Source organism: Labedella gwakjiensis (assembly GCF_003014675.1).
GTDB classification, from domain to species: Bacteria; Actinomycetota; Actinomycetes; order Actinomycetales; family Microbacteriaceae; genus Labedella; species Labedella gwakjiensis.
Genome location: NZ_PYAU01000001.1, coordinates 2,953,553 through 2,969,601 on the forward strand (window position 1 = coordinate 2,953,553; position 16,049 = coordinate 2,969,601).

At 70.0% G+C, this 16,049-nt stretch carries 17 protein-coding genes; 8 read left to right on the forward strand and 9 right to left on the reverse strand.

Annotation, left to right across the window (positions count from 1 at the left end; genetic code table 11):
* Positions 1–71 precede the first annotated feature (71 nt).
* The 4 genes from CLV49_RS13895 (at position 72) to CLV49_RS13910 (ending at position 5,354) form a co-directional block, all read left to right on the forward strand.
* Positions 72–1,082 (forward strand): NADP-dependent oxidoreductase, encoded by a 1,011-nt coding sequence (locus tag CLV49_RS13895; RefSeq protein WP_106564068.1) that lies wholly within the window; start codon positions 72–74, stop codon positions 1,080–1,082.
* A 40-nt stretch (positions 1,083–1,122) separates the two neighbouring features.
* Positions 1,123–1,884 carry an enhanced serine sensitivity protein SseB C-terminal domain-containing protein gene (locus tag CLV49_RS13900; protein ID WP_106564069.1) on the forward strand — a complete coding sequence of 254 codons (762 nt, stop codon included), beginning with the start codon at positions 1,123–1,125 and terminating at the stop codon, positions 1,882–1,884.
* A gap of 70 nt (positions 1,885–1,954) precedes the next feature.
* On the forward strand, positions 1,955–3,340 hold the full coding sequence (locus tag CLV49_RS13905; RefSeq protein ID WP_106564070.1) for a magnesium chelatase ATPase subunit I: 1,386 nt from the start codon (positions 1,955–1,957) through the stop codon (positions 3,338–3,340).
* Entirely contained in the window at positions 3,333–5,354 is a 2,022-nt protein-coding gene (locus CLV49_RS13910) for a vWA domain-containing protein (RefSeq protein WP_106564071.1), read from the forward strand. Before CLV49_RS13905 ends, CLV49_RS13910 begins: the two co-directional genes overlap by 8 nt.
* Before the next feature lie 7 nt (positions 5,355–5,361).
* Here the strand turns inward: CLV49_RS13910 and CLV49_RS13915 are convergent, their stop codons facing one another.
* Positions 5,362–6,312 (reverse strand): LacI family DNA-binding transcriptional regulator, encoded by a 951-nt coding sequence (locus CLV49_RS13915; protein ID WP_106564072.1) that lies wholly within the window; start codon positions 6,310–6,312, stop codon positions 5,362–5,364.
* 89 nt (positions 6,313–6,401) lie between these two features.
* Between CLV49_RS13915 and CLV49_RS13920 the strand changes: the two genes are divergently transcribed.
* Positions 6,402–7,421, forward strand: coding sequence for a zinc-dependent alcohol dehydrogenase (locus CLV49_RS13920; protein WP_106564073.1), 1,020 nt, complete (start codon positions 6,402–6,404; stop codon positions 7,419–7,421).
* A gap of 3 nt (positions 7,422–7,424) precedes the next feature.
* Here CLV49_RS13920 and CLV49_RS13925 read toward each other — a convergent pair whose 3' ends face one another.
* The 5 genes from CLV49_RS13925 to CLV49_RS13940 are packed head-to-tail and all read right to left on the reverse strand — an operon-like array spanning position 7,425 to position 10,397.
* On the reverse strand, positions 7,425–8,210 hold the full coding sequence (locus CLV49_RS13925) for an SCO1664 family protein (RefSeq protein WP_106564074.1): 786 nt from the start codon (positions 8,208–8,210) through the stop codon (positions 7,425–7,427).
* Positions 8,211–8,226: 16 nt separating this feature from the next.
* Positions 8,227–8,781 carry a DUF3090 family protein gene (locus CLV49_RS13930; RefSeq protein ID WP_106564075.1) on the reverse strand — a complete coding sequence of 185 codons (555 nt, stop codon included), beginning with the start codon at positions 8,779–8,781 and terminating at the stop codon, positions 8,227–8,229.
* Positions 8,782–8,790: 9 nt separating this feature from the next.
* Complete coding sequence (locus tag CLV49_RS13935) at positions 8,791–9,492, reverse strand: histidine phosphatase family protein (protein ID WP_106564076.1); 702 nt, start codon at positions 9,490–9,492, stop codon at positions 8,791–8,793.
* Positions 9,493–9,521: 29 nt separating this feature from the next.
* Positions 9,522–9,698: a hypothetical protein gene (locus CLV49_RS18365; protein WP_158261985.1), complete on the reverse strand. Its 177-nt coding sequence runs from the start codon at positions 9,696–9,698 to the stop codon at positions 9,522–9,524.
* 24 nt (positions 9,699–9,722) lie between these two features.
* The gene (locus CLV49_RS13940) at positions 9,723–10,397 is read right to left on the reverse strand and encodes a DUF6338 family protein (protein ID WP_106564077.1); all 675 of its coding nucleotides are present in this window, start codon (positions 10,395–10,397) and stop codon (positions 9,723–9,725) included.
* A 201-nt stretch (positions 10,398–10,598) separates the two neighbouring features.
* Between CLV49_RS13940 and CLV49_RS13945 the strand changes: the two genes are divergently transcribed.
* The 3 genes from CLV49_RS13945 (at position 10,599) to CLV49_RS13955 (ending at position 14,214) form a co-directional block, all read left to right on the forward strand.
* Positions 10,599–12,050 carry an APC family permease gene (locus tag CLV49_RS13945; RefSeq protein ID WP_106564078.1) on the forward strand — a complete coding sequence of 484 codons (1,452 nt, stop codon included), beginning with the start codon at positions 10,599–10,601 and terminating at the stop codon, positions 12,048–12,050.
* The gene (locus CLV49_RS13950) at positions 12,047–12,535 is read left to right on the forward strand and encodes a universal stress protein (protein WP_243696557.1); all 489 of its coding nucleotides are present in this window, start codon (positions 12,047–12,049) and stop codon (positions 12,533–12,535) included. The genes CLV49_RS13945 and CLV49_RS13950 overlap by 4 nt, the downstream gene beginning before the upstream one ends.
* A gap of 98 nt (positions 12,536–12,633) precedes the next feature.
* Positions 12,634–14,214: an ABC-F family ATP-binding cassette domain-containing protein gene (locus tag CLV49_RS13955; protein ID WP_106564080.1), complete on the forward strand. Its 1,581-nt coding sequence runs from the start codon at positions 12,634–12,636 to the stop codon at positions 14,212–14,214.
* Positions 14,215–14,236: 22 nt separating this feature from the next.
* Here CLV49_RS13955 and CLV49_RS13960 read toward each other — a convergent pair whose 3' ends face one another.
* The 3 genes from CLV49_RS13960 to CLV49_RS13970 are packed head-to-tail and all read right to left on the reverse strand — an operon-like array spanning position 14,237 to position 16,013.
* Complete coding sequence (locus CLV49_RS13960; protein ID WP_106565118.1) at positions 14,237–14,443, reverse strand: DUF1653 domain-containing protein; 207 nt, start codon at positions 14,441–14,443, stop codon at positions 14,237–14,239.
* A 29-nt stretch (positions 14,444–14,472) separates the two neighbouring features.
* Complete coding sequence (locus tag CLV49_RS13965; protein WP_106564081.1) at positions 14,473–15,105, reverse strand: alpha/beta hydrolase; 633 nt, start codon at positions 15,103–15,105, stop codon at positions 14,473–14,475.
* Entirely contained in the window at positions 15,102–16,013 is a 912-nt protein-coding gene (locus tag CLV49_RS13970) for a VOC family protein (RefSeq protein ID WP_106564082.1), read from the reverse strand. Before CLV49_RS13970 ends, CLV49_RS13965 begins: the two co-directional genes overlap by 4 nt.
* Positions 16,014–16,049: the final 36 nt, after the last annotated feature.

Consider the following 16,049-nt stretch of genomic DNA (forward strand, 5'->3'; position numbering starts at 1 on the left):
CTCCCTGTCGTCCGTCTCAGCCTATACTGAAACGACCGTTACAGAAACAGATCCCGAAAGCGAGTCGCGACATGACCGAAATCGTCAGCACACAGATCCAGCTCCAGTCCCGCCCGGACGGCTGGCCGACGCCCGACGATTTCCGGACCGCGTCCTTCACCTACGGCGACCTCGAGCCCGGCCAGGTGCGGGTACGCAACGAGTTCGTCTCCGTCGACCCCTACATGCGCGGCCGCATGAACGACGTGCGCAGCTACGTCGCCCCCTATGCGCTCGGTGAGACCATCACGGGCGGGGCCATCGGCCGCGTCGTCGAGTCCGCGGCGGACGACGTGCCCGTCGGGGCCGCGGCCCTCCACCAGCACGGGTGGGCCGACGTCGTGCAGGCGGACGCCTCCACGTTCCGCTTCGTCCCCGAGACGCCGGGCCTCCCGCTGTCGTTGCGTCTCCACATCCTCGGCATGACGGGGCTCACCGCCTACGTCGGCCTCACCGAGATCGCCCACCTGAAGGAGGGCGACACCGTCTTCGTGTCCGGCGCGGCCGGCGCGGTCGGCACCGCCGTGGGCCAGATCGCCCGCCTGCTCGGCGCGAAGCGCGTCATCGGATCGGCGGGCTCGGCGGAGAAGGTCGCGCTCCTCACGGAGAAGTACGGCTACGACGCCGCCTTCGACTACAAGGACGGCGACGTCCGGGGGCAGCTGGCGGACGCCGCCCCCGAGGGCATCGACGTGTTCTTCGACAACGTGGGAGGCGACCACCTCGAGGCCGCGCTCGACGCGTTCAACGACGGCGGACGGGCCGCACTCTGCGGCGCGATCGCCGGCTACAACACCACCGAGAAGGCCGCTGGCCCCGACAACATGGCCAACATCATCACGCGCGGCCTCACCCTGAAGGGCTTCACGCTCGCCGCCTACCTGCACCTCGCGCCCGAGTTCCAGGAGAAGATGACCGGCTGGTTCGCCGCCGGCGAGATCGCCTACGACGAGACGATCGTCGACGGCATCGAGAACACGGTCGATGCGTTCCTCCAGATGATGAAGGGCGCCAACACCGGCAAGATGCTCGTGCGCGTGTGAGCTCCCGGGGGTCGCGACGTCCCCGTCCTAGGCTGGGCGCATGACGACGGCTGAGCAGGCGCATCTCGAGTCCCTCCTGGCCGCGGCGGCCAACGAGCCCACCCGCGCACCGGAGTTCGTCTCGGAGCTGCTCCAGGCGACGGTGATCGTGCCGGGCTTGGTCTCGGAGGCCGCCGACGGCGGACGGACGGCGAGCTTCGCGCCCCTCGTCGGGCCCGGGGGTGCACCCGTCCAGCCGTTCTACACCTCGGTGGAGCGGCTCCAGGAAACGATCGCGGCCATCCCGGGGTTCGAGGCGCGCTACGTCGGAATCCCCTGCCGCGCATTCTGGGAGACGACGCGGGGTGCGACGCTCGTCCTCAATCCCCACTCCGCGCACGGCAAGGAGTTCCTGCCCGGTGAAGTTGCGCACCTCCTCGACGGTGCGGCGTCGGTGACCTCGCGCGTCGTCGAGAGGGGCACCGAAGTGATGGTGGGCCGGCCAGCCCATGTGCCGCCGGGCATGGAGGACGCGCTCTCCGCGCTGTTCGCCCGGCACGACGCCGTGGACGAGGCCGTGCTCGGCTGGAAGGTCACCCCGTCGGCGAACGACCAGAGCTACCTCCTTGTCGTGATCGGCGCCGGGGACGTGCGCGAGCGCGTCGGTGACGATCTGGCGCGGTCGCTCGTGATGTTCTCCCAGGCGCACCCCGTTGACGTGATGTACACGACGCCGGGCGCGGGGCACCTCCTCTCGGGGTTGGCGCCGTTCTACCGGAAAGCCGCTCAGCGACGATCGCTCTTCGGGCGTCGTCGTACCTGAGCCGTATCGCCCCGAACAGGTCTGCGCGAACCTGTACCCACCCCCGATTTCCGGGCGTAACATCGCCCGTGTGAACCGACCTGACGACACCACGGTGGGCGCCCTCCGGGCCTCCGGACACGTGCAGAAGACCGTCCGTACCGAGATCCGAGACAACCTCCTCGCCGCGCTGCGCGAGGGACGCGACCCGTGGCCGGGGCTCCACGGCTTCGAGCAGACCGTCATCCCGCAACTGGAGCGCGCCCTCATCGCCGGGCACGACATCGTGCTGCTGGGCGAGCGCGGGCAGGGCAAGACGCGGATCCTGCGCACGCTCGCCGGCCTCCTCGACGAGTGGTCCCCGGTGATCGCAGGATCGGAGCTCGGTGAGCACCCGTTCGAACCCATCACGACGCAGACGATCCGCCGTGCGCAGGAACTCGGCGACGACCTGCCGGTGACGTGGCGGAGCCGCGAGGAGCGCTACGTCGAGAAGCTCGCGACCCCCGACACGTCGGTCGCCGACCTCATCGGAGACGTCGACCCCATGAAGGTCGCGGAAGGCCGCAGCCTCGGCGACCCGGAGACGATCCACTTCGGGCTCATCCCGCGCAGCCACCGCGGGATCGTGGCGATCAACGAGCTGCCGGACCTCGCGGAGCGGATCCAGGTGGCGATGCTCAACGTGATGGAGGAGCGCGACATCCAGATCCGCGGCTACGTGCTGCGCCTGCCGCTCGACGTGCTCGTGGTCGCGAGCGCGAACCCCGAGGACTACACGAACCGCGGCCGGATCATCACGCCGCTCAAGGACCGCTTCGGCGCCGAGATCCGCACGCACTACCCCACGGAGCTCGCAGACGAGGTGGCCGTGATCCGCCAGGAGGCCGAGCTCACCGCCGAGGTTCCCGATCACCTCGTGGAGATCCTGGCGCGCTTCACCCGCAACCTGCGGGAGTCCTCGGCCGTGGACCAGCGCAGCGGCGTGAGCGCGCGCTTCGCCATCGCGGGTGCCGAGACGATCGCCGCCGCCGCGATCCACCGCGCGACCCGCCAGGGCGAGGAGGACGCGGTCGCGCGTCCCGTCGACCTCGAGACGGCGGTCGACGTGCTCGGCGGCAAGATCGAGTTCGAATCCGGCGAGGAGGGGCGGGAGGACGAGATCCTCGACCACCTGCTCCGTACCGCGACGGCCGAGACGGTGCGGGCCCATTTCCGCGGCCTCGACTTCACCCTCCTCGTCGACGCCCTCGAGTCCGGCGCCCTCGTCACCACGGGGGAGCAGGTCGCGGCTCGCGACTTCCTCGCGGGGCTCCCGTCGCTCGGCGAATCCGAGCTGTACGACGACATCAGCGAACGGCTCGGCGCCACGAGCGACGGCCAGCGCGCCGGGGCCATCGAGCTCGCCCTCGAGGGGCTGTACCTCGCGCGCCGGGTGAGCAAGGAGTCGGGCGGCGGCGAGACCATCTATGGCTAGAGCCAACCGTCGACTCACACGCGACGCCCGCTACGGGAAGTACGTCGACGGACCCGACCCGCTCGCTCCGCCCGTCGACGTCTCCGAGGCTCTCGACGCGATCGGCCAGGACGTCATGGCCGGCTCGTCACCGGAGCAGGCGCTGCGCGAGTTCCTGCGCCGCGGACCGCGCGACGGCTTCGGGCTCGACGACATCGCCCGCCAGGTGGCGGAGCGTCGCCGGGACCTGGCGCGCGAGCACAACCTCGACGGCACCCTGCAGGAGATCCGCGAGCTGCTCGACAAGGCCGTGCTCGCGGAGCGGAAGCAGCTCGCTCGAGACGCCCTCATGGACGACGGCGACCGTGCGCTCGCCGAGATGCAGCTCGACAATCTCCCGCCGTCGGCCGCCGCGGCCGTGAAAGAGCTCGGCGACTACCGCTGGCAGAGTTCCGAGGCGCGCGCCGACTTCGAGAAGATCAAGGACCTCCTCGGCCGGGAGATGCTCGACCAGCGCTTCGCCGGAATGAAGAACGCCCTCGAGAACGCGACGGACGCCGACCGCGCGGCGATCTCGGAGATGCTCTCCGACCTCAACGAGCTCCTCGACGCCCACCGCCGCGGCGAGGACACCCCCGAGATGTTCGACGACTTCATGGCGAAGCACGGCGAGCACTTCCCCGAGAACCCGGAGACGATCGACGACCTCCTCGACGCTCTCGCCGCGCGATCGGCGGCGGCCCAGCGGATGCGCAACTCGATGACGCAGGAGCAGCGCGACGAGCTGGACGCGCTCGCGCAGGAGGCGTTCGGCTCACCCGACCTCATGAGCGAGCTCGGCCGCCTCGACGAGAGCCTGCGCTCCCTCCGCCCCGGCGAGGACTGGACGGGCGGCGAACGCATGGACGGCGGACAGGGGCTCGGCCTCGGCGACGGCACGGGCGTGTTCCAGGACCTCGCCGACCTCGACGAGTTGTGGGAGCAGCTCTCCCAGTCGTACAACGGGTCGCAGCTCGACGACCTCGACCTCGACAAGCTCTCGAAGCAGCTCGGGTCCGAGGCGGTCGTGGACGCGCAGACCCTTCAGCGGCTCGAGAAGGCGCTCCGCGATTCCGGTTCGATGAAGCGCGGCACCGACGGGCAGTTGAAGCTGACGCCGAAGGCGATGCGCCACCTCGGCAAGGCGCTGCTGCGCGACATCGCCGAACGGATGTCCGGCCGCCGCGGGGCGCGCGATCTGCGCGGTGCCGGCGCGGCGGGCGAGCTGTCGGGCGCCACGCGCGAGTGGGCGTTCGGCGACACCGAGCCGTGGGACGTCACCCGCACGGTGACGAACGCCATCACGCGCACCGCGGGCGAGGGCGCCGGAACGGGCGCGGGCGTGCGGATCGAGATCGGCGACGTGGAGGTGCAGGAGACCGAGGAGCGCACCCAGGCGTGCGTCGCGCTGCTCGTCGACACGTCGTTCTCGATGGCGATGGACGGGCGGTGGGTGCCCATGAAGCGCACGGCGCTCGCTCTCCACACGCTCATCTCGAGCCGCTTCCGCGGCGACCAGCTGCAGCTCATCGGCTTCGGGCGCGAGGCCGCGGTGATGGAGATCGAGCAGCTCGTGGGCCTCGACGCGATGTGGGAGAAGGGCACCAACCTGCACCACGCGCTCCTGCTCGCGAACCGGCACTTCCGGAAGCACCCGAATGCCCAACCCGTGCTGCTCATCGTGACCGATGGCGAGCCGACGTCGCACCTCGAGGCGAGTGGAGAGGTGTTCTTCGACTACCCGCCGCACCCCGTGACGATCGCCCATGCCGTTCGCGAGCTCGACAACTCGATGCGGCTCGGTGCGCACACCACCTTCTTCCGCCTGGGGGAGGACCCGGGCCTCGCGCGCTTCATCGACGCGATGGCGAAGCGCGTGGGCGGAAGCGTCACGGCTCCGGAGGCCGACGACCTCGGCGCGGCCGTCGTCGACTCCTACCTCGGCTCGCGGCGCGGCGACGGCGGCGCGGCGGGTCTCTTCTCCCGCTGGGGGTAGGCGCCCGTCAGGCGGAGCCGCGGACGACGATCGTGGAGGGGGACGAGCGGCGGGGCCCCGGATCGAGTCCGATCGCGAGGCGAGCCGTGCGTCTGCCCGACTCGGCGGCGTCGATCCTCACGGTCGTGAGCGGGGGAGACCAGAACGCCCCGACGGCGGACTCGTCGAAGCCGATGACCGCCATGTCCGTTGGGACCCTCACGCCGAGCCGAGCCGCCGCCGAGAGCACCGCGATCGCCGACTCGTCGTCGAAGGCCGCGACGGCGGTGACCTCCGGGTTCTCCTCGCGGAACGTCACGAGGGCGGCCGGAATGTCGAGAGGGTCGGCCGGGAGGTCGAGGAGCGCGAGGGGGTGGAGTCCGAGCCGGACGGCTGCCTCCTCGGCGTGCCGACGGCGCCGCGCGACCAGAGCGCCGAGCTCGTCCTCTCGACGCGCGGCGAAGCCGATGACCCGGTGACCCTGCTCGTGCAGGTAGGCGATCTGCAGGGACGAGTGCAGCGCGAGGCCGTCCGTCCAGCCCCCATCCTCGGTCTCGTCGGCCTCGTCCGAGTAGAGCGCGGCGATGTCGATGACCGAGCGCGGCGCGAGCTCCCGCGCGAGGTCGACGGGAGCCGCTCCGTTCCCGCGATCGTGGTGGACCACGAGAGCGAAGTCGTACCGGCGGAGCTCGGCGTCCATGCCGTCGATGAAACTGTCGAGCACCGCCGTGCGGGGGAGTGCGCCCGCTTCGAGCAGGACGACGCGCGATGAGCCGGAGCGGAGCGCGCGAGCGATCCGGTGGGGCGAGTAGCCCAGGGCGTCCGCGGCCCGGTGGACCCGGTCGGCGGTCTCCGGCCGGATCGTCTGACCGGCGGTGGCGTTGAGGACGAAGCTGACCGTCGCGGGGGACACGCCGGCCGCCCGCGCGACGTCCTTGATGCGCACCCGCTCGGGCGGCGACGTCTCGGCCGGACTCATCTTCTCAGCATTGCACTAATTCGATTTAGTGAATAGCGTCCTTCGCGTCGGCCGCGTGGTCGGCGCAAAGATCAGGAGAGCGAGCCACCATGAGATCCGTCCACGTCACCGGTCCCGGAACCACCGGATGGGTCGACATCGACACTCCCGTCGCCGGACCGCGTGACGTCCTCCTCCGCATCCGCGCGTGCGGGATCTGCGGCTCGGACGCGCTCTACACGCAGGTGGGCGGCATTCCGCCGAGGCAGGGCGCGACGCCGCTCGGGCACGAGCCCGCGGCCGAGATCGTCGACATCGGTGCGGAGGTCTCCGGGTTCTCCGTCGGCGACCATGTCGTCGTCGACACGATGGCGTTCACCGACGGGCTGCTCGGCTCCGGCGGCGAGCAGGGAGCCCTGTCCGAGTTCGTGGTCGTGCGCGACGCGGAGCCGGGCAAGCAGCTGCGGGTGATCCCGAGCGAGATCCCGTGGGAGGTCGCCGCGCTCAACGAGCCGATGGCCGTCGCCTTCCACGCGGTGAATCGCACGGATCCGAAACAGGGCGACAAGGTCGTCGTCTTCGGTGCCGGACCGATCGGCCTCGGTGCGCTCCTCGGCTACCGCCGCAGAGGCGCCTCGCACATCGTGGTCGTCGATCTCGTGCCGGAACGGCTCGAGAAGGCTCTGCAGATCGGGGCCGACGCCGTCATCGACTCCGGCTCGGAGGACGTGGCCGCCCGGCTCGTCGAGCTCCACGGCGACGGCGCCTCCGCCCACGTGCGCGGTGTTCGGGCGGGGACGGACGTCTATCTCGACGCCGCCGGGGTGGCCGTCGTCCCGCGCACGGTCGCCGCTATCGCGAAGCACGGGGCCACGCTCGGGATCGTCGCGGTGCACAAGAAGCCGGTCGAGTTCGACTTCGGGGGCGTCCTCTCGGCGGAGCTCACGATCGTGTGGTCGATGGGCTACCCGACGGAGATCTTCGAGGTGACCGACGACATCATCGCCAACTGGGAGAAGTACGCCCTCATCATCAGCCATCGGCTGCCCTTCGAGCAGTCGCTCGACGCGCTCGCCCTCGCGGCGACGCCCGGTGCCGCTGACAAGGTGACGGTCGTCTTCGACGACTGATCCCTAGAACAGCGGCCAGGGGAAGGCGGGCATGTGGCCCGTCGGGGCGGGGAAGACCGCCGTCGAGCGGAGCGCCTCGATGCGGGCGGCGAGGGCGTCGGTCTCCGCGATCGTGAGGAGGCCGGCAAGCTCGTCTCCCAGGGCGCCGTAGAGATCCTCGAGCACACGATCGAGTCCCGCGAGCTCGTCGGCGGTGAGCGACTCGCCGAGCCAACCCCACAGCACGGTGCGGAGCTTCGGCTCCTCGTGGAACGTGAGCCCGTGGTCCACGCCGTGCCGGTGACCGCCCGGCATCGCGAGGATGTGCGCACCCTTCCGGTCGGCGTTGTTCACGACCGTGTCGAACACGGCCATGCGCCGGAGCGGCGCTGTGTCCTCGTGGATGAGGGACACGACGCGGTCCTCCTCGTCGTGCCCGTCGAAGACGTGGCACCAGCCGTCGTCCGGCATCTCCTCCGCGAGCACCAGGTCGACGGCGTCCTGCTCGGGATCCGCCTCCTGCCACAACTGCACCATGCCCATGCCGAGGGGGCCCGAGCGCAGCCACGTGCGGGGCACGACGTTCCACCCGAACGACTCGGAAACGAGGTACGCGGCCACCTCACGCATCGCGAGGGTCTCGTCGGGGAAGTCCCACAGCGGTTTCTCGCCCGCGATCGGCTTGTAGACGACGGACGTGTCGCCGATCGTTCCGAGGAACGTGGCGTTCGAGGCCGTCGTGATGCGACCCGTGAGCTCGAGCGGCTCGTCGTCGAGCGCCGCGTCGTCGCGATGGGCCTCGGTGGTCATGGGCGCGGGGCGGCGATCACATGAGCCCCGGGAGCACGCACGTGTGCCCGCTCGGGTCGATGGGCTGGGCGCAGAACGGGCAGAGCGGGCGGCCGGCGCCCACGATCTCCCGCGTGCGGTGGGCGAAGGCCCGCGAGGTGCCGACGGGCATCTTGAGGAGGAGGACCGCCTCGGGCTCGTTCTCTGGCGACAGCGGGTCGTCGTCATCGTCGAGCCCCTCGACGACCGAGAAGGCCTGCAGCGTGATCTGCGAGGTCGTCGGGTCCCAGCCGAGGGCCATCGTTCCCGTGCGGAACTCACCGTCGACCGGCTCGTCGAGCGGGTCGTTGTCGACGAGTTCGACGGGTGTGTCGGCCGGGATGCTCAGGCTGTCGTCGCCCGAAGCCATGAGCCCGTCGAGGATCTCGTCGATCTTCTCGGCGAGCACCGCGGCCTGCTCCTTCTCGAGCACGATGCTGACGAGCCGCGAGCTCGCGCGCACCTGCAGGTAGAACGTGCGGTCACCGGGGCGGCCGACCGTGCCCACGACGACGCGGTCCGGCCATTCGAACTCGTGGACGATGGAAGGCATGACTCCATGTTAGGAGGCTGCGGAGGCCTCGGGTCCCGCTCCGCCGCCGACCGGTGCATCCCCGGCGGGGGCTGTGGAACGCAACCACGACAGGTCGCCGGCATCCGTGTTCGTGGAGACCACGTCGGGCCGGTCCTGCCCGTAGCGCACGATCGAGACCGACGCGGGGCCCACGCTGATGCGCTGGAAGAGGTCGAGGTGCATTCCGAGCGCGTCGGCGAGCACCGACTTGATGATGTCGCCGTGGCTCACGGCCACCCACACGGCGTTCGCGCCGTGCAGCGCCTCCATCTCGGCGTCGAGGCGGCGGATGGCGGAGACCGATCGCGCCTGCATCGTGGTCATCGATTCTCCGCCGGGGAAGACGACGGCCGACGGCTGGCGCTGCACCGTGCCCCACAGCTTCTCGGCGCCGAGCTCCTTCAGGGTGCGGCCCTGCCAATCGCCGTAGTCGCACTCCGTGATCGCGTCCTCGATCGACAGCGCCGGCACCGGGTCCTGTCGTCCGAGGATGATGTCGGCGGTCTGCCGGCAGCGTTCGAGCGGGCTCGACACGACGCCGACGAGCGGAACGGCCGCGAGCCGTTCAGCGGTGCGTTCGGCCTGCGACCGGCCGACGTCGTCGAGGCGCACCCCCTCCGTCCGTCCGGCGAGCAGACCGCTCGCGTTTGCGGTGGTGCGTCCGTGCCGGACGAGGATGACGGTAGCCATCCATCCAGCCTATGTCGCGGGTGAGAGACTCACCCCTTGCCCTTCCCGCCGATTCCGCCGTTCTCCGTCCGTGACGGCAGCTCCGGCGGGTCTTCGACGCGGAACGGCGCGACACCGGGAGCTAGGGGGCTGACGCCCGACGCCAGTCTGATGTCCTCCGGCCCGTCGCCCCCTCCGTATGCCGGTGGGGTGTTCTTGACGACCATGGCGTGCTCCTCTCTGTTGGCGCGCTACGCTGCAGCGCTGTATTTCCTCGTCCACATCACGACGTCGTCGTCGGCGATCCGGAGGTATACCCCGGTTCCCGTGACCTCGCCGGTGAAATTGCCGTCCTCGGTCATCGCGAACTGGCGGTCGAGGTAGAGACTCGGGGGTTCCGGGTAGGTCGAGGCGAACGATCCTCCGCTGTACCAACCGCCGACCCAGATCCCGTCTGCTCGACGGATCTTCACGAGCGAATGGACGTTCCGGAGCACCGCGTGGTCCCAGGCGGTCGGCGTTCCCTCGTAGCCGTGGATCGACCTCGGCCACCGGAGGCGCCGCCGCCCGTCGGCGTCGGTCTCCCGCCAGTGGATGTCCTTGCGGTGGAGGAGGAGGGCGATCACGAGCGGCACCAGGATGTAGAGCACGAGCACCACGCCGCCGACAGTGCGGGCATCCGCGAGGGCGAGCGTCTCCTCCTTCGGGCCGGCCGTGAGGCCGGAGAAGAGGGCCCCGCCGGCGAGAACGAGGTAGACCGACGTGAGAACGACGGAGAAGATCGCTCCGCGAGCGATCGAGAGGGCGGTATCGCGATCACCGGCGCGCTCACCGCGGGCCCATCGACGAACAGCGCCGTAGACGAAGCCGGGGAAGGCGAAGACGATGAGCGCCGCGACGGCGAAACTACCCTCCGGAATGCCCATGCCACGGCCTCGCCTTCCGCACGGCTGCGCTCGACGGCGGGCGACAGCGCCTGAATGCGACCAGGATAGCGAGGGTCGCTCACGACCGGTAGAGCCCGAGCGTGATTCCTCGGGGCGGTGACGTGGACGGCGTATACACCAGGCACCCGCAGCCGCGTCGACCCCCTCGCCAGGGGGCCCGAACTCCAGTAGGGTCCGCGCATGTCGAGCAGAACAGCGGACGAGCAGACCGGCGCCCCGAGCAGCGAACTGAAACGCTCCATCACGGGGAGGCTGCTGTTCTTCTACGTGCTCGGCGACGTCCTCGGTTCCGGTATCTACGTGCTCATCGGCGCGGTCGCCGGGGAAGTGGGCGGAGCATTCTGGATCGCCTTCGCCGTGGGGGTCACGGTGGCGACGATCACCGGCCTCGCCTACGCAGAGCTCGTGACGAAGTACCCGCAGGCGGCCGGAGCCGCCCTCTACGTGAACAAGGCGTTCAAGCTTCCCGTGCTGACGTTCCTTGTGACCATCTCGATGCTCTCGGCGAGCTTCGCCGCCACGGCGTCGCTCGCGAACGGCTTCGCCCGCTACTTCGGCACGATCGTGCCGTATTCGCCGGCGCTGCTCATCACGCTCGTCTTCGTGGTGCTTCTCGCGGTCGTGAACTTCGTGGGCATCACCGAGTCGGTCGTCGCGAACCTCATCATGACGATCATCGAGATCTCCGGTCTCGCGATCGTGCTCGTCGTCGGCATCATCCACGTGTCGCAGGGCGCCGCCGACTTCGGCGTGCTCGTGCAGTTCGACACGGGGGAGACGTTCCCGATCTTCGCCATCGTGGCCGGCGTCGCGCTCGCCTTCTTCGCCATGACGGGGTTCGAGAACGCCGCGAACGTGGCGGAGGAGACGGTGAACCCGTCGAAGACGTTCCCCCGCGCTCTCGTCGGCGGCATGGTGGCGGCCGGCGTCATCTACGTCCTCGTGGCCATGACGGCCGCCCTCGTGGTGCCCGTGGACACCCTCGCCGAGTCGGACGCGGCGCTCCTCGAGGTGATCAAGGCCGGCATCCTTCCGGTGTCCGTCGCCGTCATGATCGTGATCTTCGCCATCATCGCGATGGTCGCCATCACCAACACGACCCTCGTGGCCGTGGTCACCCAGTCGCGCATCCTCTACGGCATGGCGCGCGAGGACATCGTGCCGAGCATGTTCGGGAAGATCCACCGCACGCGTCGCAGCCCGTGGGTCGCGCTGCTGTTCGCCGCCGTCATCGTGATGTCGCTCCTCGTGGTGGGGGCGATGCTCAACGATGCGATCGGGATCGACGTCGTCACGACGCTCGCCAACGTCACCGTGGTGTTCCTCCTCTTCATCTACGGGCTCGTGATCGTGGCCGCCCTCAAGCTACGCGGAAAGGACGAGCACGGCGAGAGCTTCCGCGCGAACACGCCGCTGCTCTACGTCGGGCTGCTCGGCAACGCCGTGCTGCTCGTGTACGTGGTGGTCGACGACCCCAGCTCGCTCCTCTGGGTGGCCGGTCTCCTCGCGGTGGGAGTGGCCCTCTACGTGGCCGAGAAGGTGTTCGGCCATAAGAAGTCGCCGAGCACGGCGACCGACTCGATCGGTACGGATTCGATCAGCTCCGATTCGAACAGCACCAAGGAGGGATGACCATGCGCGTGATCGTGGCGACCGACGGGTCGAAGCAGTCTCTGGCGGCGGCGCGGCAACTCATGTCGTTCGCCGACCCGACGAAGGTGACGGAGGTCGTCGTCATCGCGGTCGTGAGCCCGCGCGCGGCGGTCCCGTTCGCGAACGAGCTGTCGCGGTCGAGGGGCTCGTCCGGCGACATGAGCTTCCGTGAGGAGGCCGGCAACGCGCTCGACGTCGTCGCGGCGGAGTTCGAGGGCTGGGGGCCGAAGGTCGTCAAGAAGATCCGCAGCGGCTCGCCCGCCGCCGAGATCGTGAGGGCCGCCGAGCAGCTGGAAGCCGACCTCGTCGTGGTGGCGAGCGGAGGCAAGGGCCTCAGCGAGACGATCCTCCTCGGTTCCACGGCCCAGCGCATCCAGCACTCCGCACCGTGCCCCGTGCTCGTGTCGCGCCCCACGCCGCGCACGCCGCCGGTGCCGCGCCGGCGCGCCTCGACCTCCGCCTGACGGGGCGCGGCGGCCGTCGCGCGCCGGGTGGGGGAGACTGGACTCGGCTCCCGACGCGCGGGGGCGTCCCGCCACCGCGGGAGGAGAGGGTCCCCCCGATGAGCCTGGTCCGGCTGAACGACGTCCACGTCCGCCTCGAGAACACGCAGATCCTGCGGGAGGCGTTCCTGCGGCTCGAGCGGAAGGACCGTGTGGGGCTCATCGGCCGCAACGGTTCGGGAAAGACCACGCTCCTGAAGCTCGTGCTCGAGCAGGTGCACCCCGACTCCGGGACCGTCGTCGTGGACCCCGGGACCCGCATCGGTTACTTCTCGCAGTTCTCCGAGCTCGACGGCACGGCGACGATCCTCGAGGTGCTCGACGGGCTCTTCGACGAGGTGCACGCCGCGGAGGACGAGCTCGCCGCAATTGAGGCGTCGATCGCGGCCGGACCCGACGCCGGCGAGCTCGACGACCTCATCGGTCGCCAGTCGGAGCTCTTCGGGGAGATGGACCGGCTCGAGGGCTGGGACTACCAGCGGAAGATCGACCAGGCGCTCACGACCCTCGGGTTCCGGGAGGAGCACCGCACGCGCCCCATCGACGAGCTCTCCGGCGGCTGGCGCAACCGCGCGGCTCTCGCGAAGATCCTGCTCGAGGAGCCCGATGTGCTGCTGCTCGACGAGCCCACCAACTTCCTCGACGTCGCGGGCGTGGAGTGGCTCGAGTCGTGGTTCCGCTCCTTCGACGGCGCCGCGATCATCGTGTCGCACGACCGCACGTTCCTCGACGCCGTCGCGACCCGCATCGTCGAGGTGGAGAACTTCCACCTGCACGAGTACCCCGGGAACTTCGCGGAGTACGTGGTGCAGAAGCAGTTCCGGTTGAAGACGCTGCAGCAGCAGTTCCAGCACGAGTCGGAGCTGCTCGCGTTCGAGGCCGAGGGGATCTCCGACCGCCGTGAGGCCGCGAAGAACAAGGGCAAGGACCTCGGCAAGCAACTCGCCGGCATCAAGAAGTCGCGAGCGCCGCGGCCGGTGGACGAGATCATCACCGAGATCTATCGGGGACTCCACATCAAGGACGTGCTGTGCCGCGTGGAGGGCATCTCCAAGTCGTACGGGGAGCAGCAGCTGTTCGACGGGGTGAGCTTCGAGATCCGGCGCGGGAACCGCATCGTCGTGATCGGGGCGAACGGCAGCGGCAAGAGCACGATGCTTCGCGTGCTCACGGGGGAGGAGCGGGCGGACGCCGGCTCGGCCACGTGGGCGGCCGGCGTGAAGGTCGTGTCCTACAACCAGGTGCTCGAAGAGCTCGACCTCGACGACACCGTGACGCACGCGGTCAACGCGATGCCCGACAGCCTCGCGCTCACGGCCACACGGAAGTCGGTGGGGCGGTTCCTCGCGATGTTCCAGTTCTCGGAGGCCGACCTCAAGAAGCGCATCCGGGAGCTGTCCGGTGGGCAGAAGGCGCGTGTCGCGATGGCGCAGTGCCTGCTGTCGGGCGCCTCGGTGCTGCTGCTCGACGAACCGACGAACCACCTCGACCTCCCGAGCACCCAGGTGATGGAGCGCGCGCTCGTCCACTTCCCCGGAGCCGTCGTCGTGGTGAGCCACGACCGCTTCTTCACCGACAAGGTCGCCACGCGCTCGCTCGTCTTCGCGGGCGACGGCGAGGTCGAGGTGCGCGTGGTCTGACCGCGGCTCAGGCGATCGCGATTCAGGCGATGCGGCGGAATCGCGGGCCGGTGTAGCCGTCGCGGTCCACGTGCTCCGCGAACATCGCGAGGGGGCGCACCCAGAACGAGTAGTCGCCGTAGAGCGTGCGGTAGAACACGAGGGCCTCGCCCGTCTCCGTGTGCGTTCCGACCCCCACCACCTCGTAGCGGGATCCCTTGAAGTGCTCGTAGATGCCGGGTTCGATCATGTCGCTCACCGCGTCATCGTACCGAGGGATCAGGCGGTCGTCTGGCTATCGAGGAACGCACGAACGTCGGCGAGCTCGTCGGCGTGGATGCCGTGCGCGAGGCCCGGGTAGACGCGCTCGGTGAGCGACGAGTGCCCGGGAAGCCACTCGGAGGTGTGAGCGACGGCGTGCTCCGCGATGACCCGGTCCTCCGTGCCGCGACCCCAGAACACGGGCGGGCGGGACGACGCGATCACGTCGTCCGCCGGCTGCGGTGCGGCCAGCACGAAGCCGCCGAGGATCACCGTCGCGGCGACGCGCTCGGGACGCGTGCGCAGCAGCTGGCTCGCCATCACGCCGCCCTGGGAGAAGCCGATCGGTACGATCGACGATCCGTCGTCCACGTTCTCCTCGACCCACGCCCAGATCGCGTCCGTCGCCTGGGCGACGGCGTCCGGGTCGGGGCGGCCGGGAGTCGTGATCGGCATCCACGCGGCACCGCCGCCGGGCATGTCGAGGGGAGCGCGGAGCGACGCCCACCGTCCCTCGATCGCGAGTGCCGGTGCGAGCACGGCGAGGTCGTGCTCGTGCGAGCCGTAGCCGTGGAGGAGCAGGACCACCGGCGCACCGGTCGTCGAGGCAGCGGCCCAGGCGGGCGACCGCACGTCGTGGAGCGTCGTCATCGGGCGAGCAGTTCGTCGGTGGAGAGGTCGGGGAGGCTCACAGTGACGACGGTACCCCAGGGGTCCGAGACCGTCACGGAGCGGCCATCGCTCGCGAAGGGGAGCGCCTGAGCGGTGAGTCGCGCCTGCAGGGCGGTGAGCTCCTCGGACGTCGGCACCGTCACGGACACCTCGCCGAGGCCGAGGCTCGCCGCCCGCGGACCGGCCCCCGCACTGTTCCACGTGTTCATGGCGACGTGGTGGTGGTAGCCGCCGGCGGAGGCGAAGAGAGCTCCCGGGTACTCGTTCGTGGTGATGCCGAAGCCGAGGGCGTCGACGTAGAAGCGCTGCGCGGTCTCGATGTCGCCCACCTGGAGGTGCACGTGGCCGACACGGCCAGCGGCGGACGGTCCCGCGTCGAGTGACTCTTGGGAGAGGAACTGCTGGAGGTAGGCGTTCGGGTCGAGGTAGGTGGTGGTCATGTGGATGCGGCCGTTGTTCCGGATCCAGTCCTCACGCGGGCGGTCGCGGTAGAGCTCCACGCCGTTGCCCTCGGGGTCGGAGAAGTAGAACGCCTCGCTCACGTGGTGGTCGCTCGACCCGGCGAAGCGGCTGCGCGGGTCCTGCGCCGCCCGGTAGACGGTGGCGGCGAGGGCGGGCTCGTCGTCGAAGAGGAACGCCGTGTGGAAGAGACCGGGCTGGCGCGGATCCACCGCGGGCAGGTCGGGAGTGTGGATGAGGCGGACGAGGGGAGTCGTGCCGCGGCCGAGCACGCGGTGCACCTCGCGTCCGCGGCTGCGCTCCTCGAGGGGCTGCATCGCGAAGGCGTTCGCGTAGTAGGCGCTCATGTTCTCGAGGTCGCCGACACGCAGGGTCACCGCTCCCATCGACGTGTCGTCGGCCAGGAGGCGTTCATCGGTGGCGGTCATGGTGTCCTCGCGATTCTCAATTGCTTGTAGCTTCAA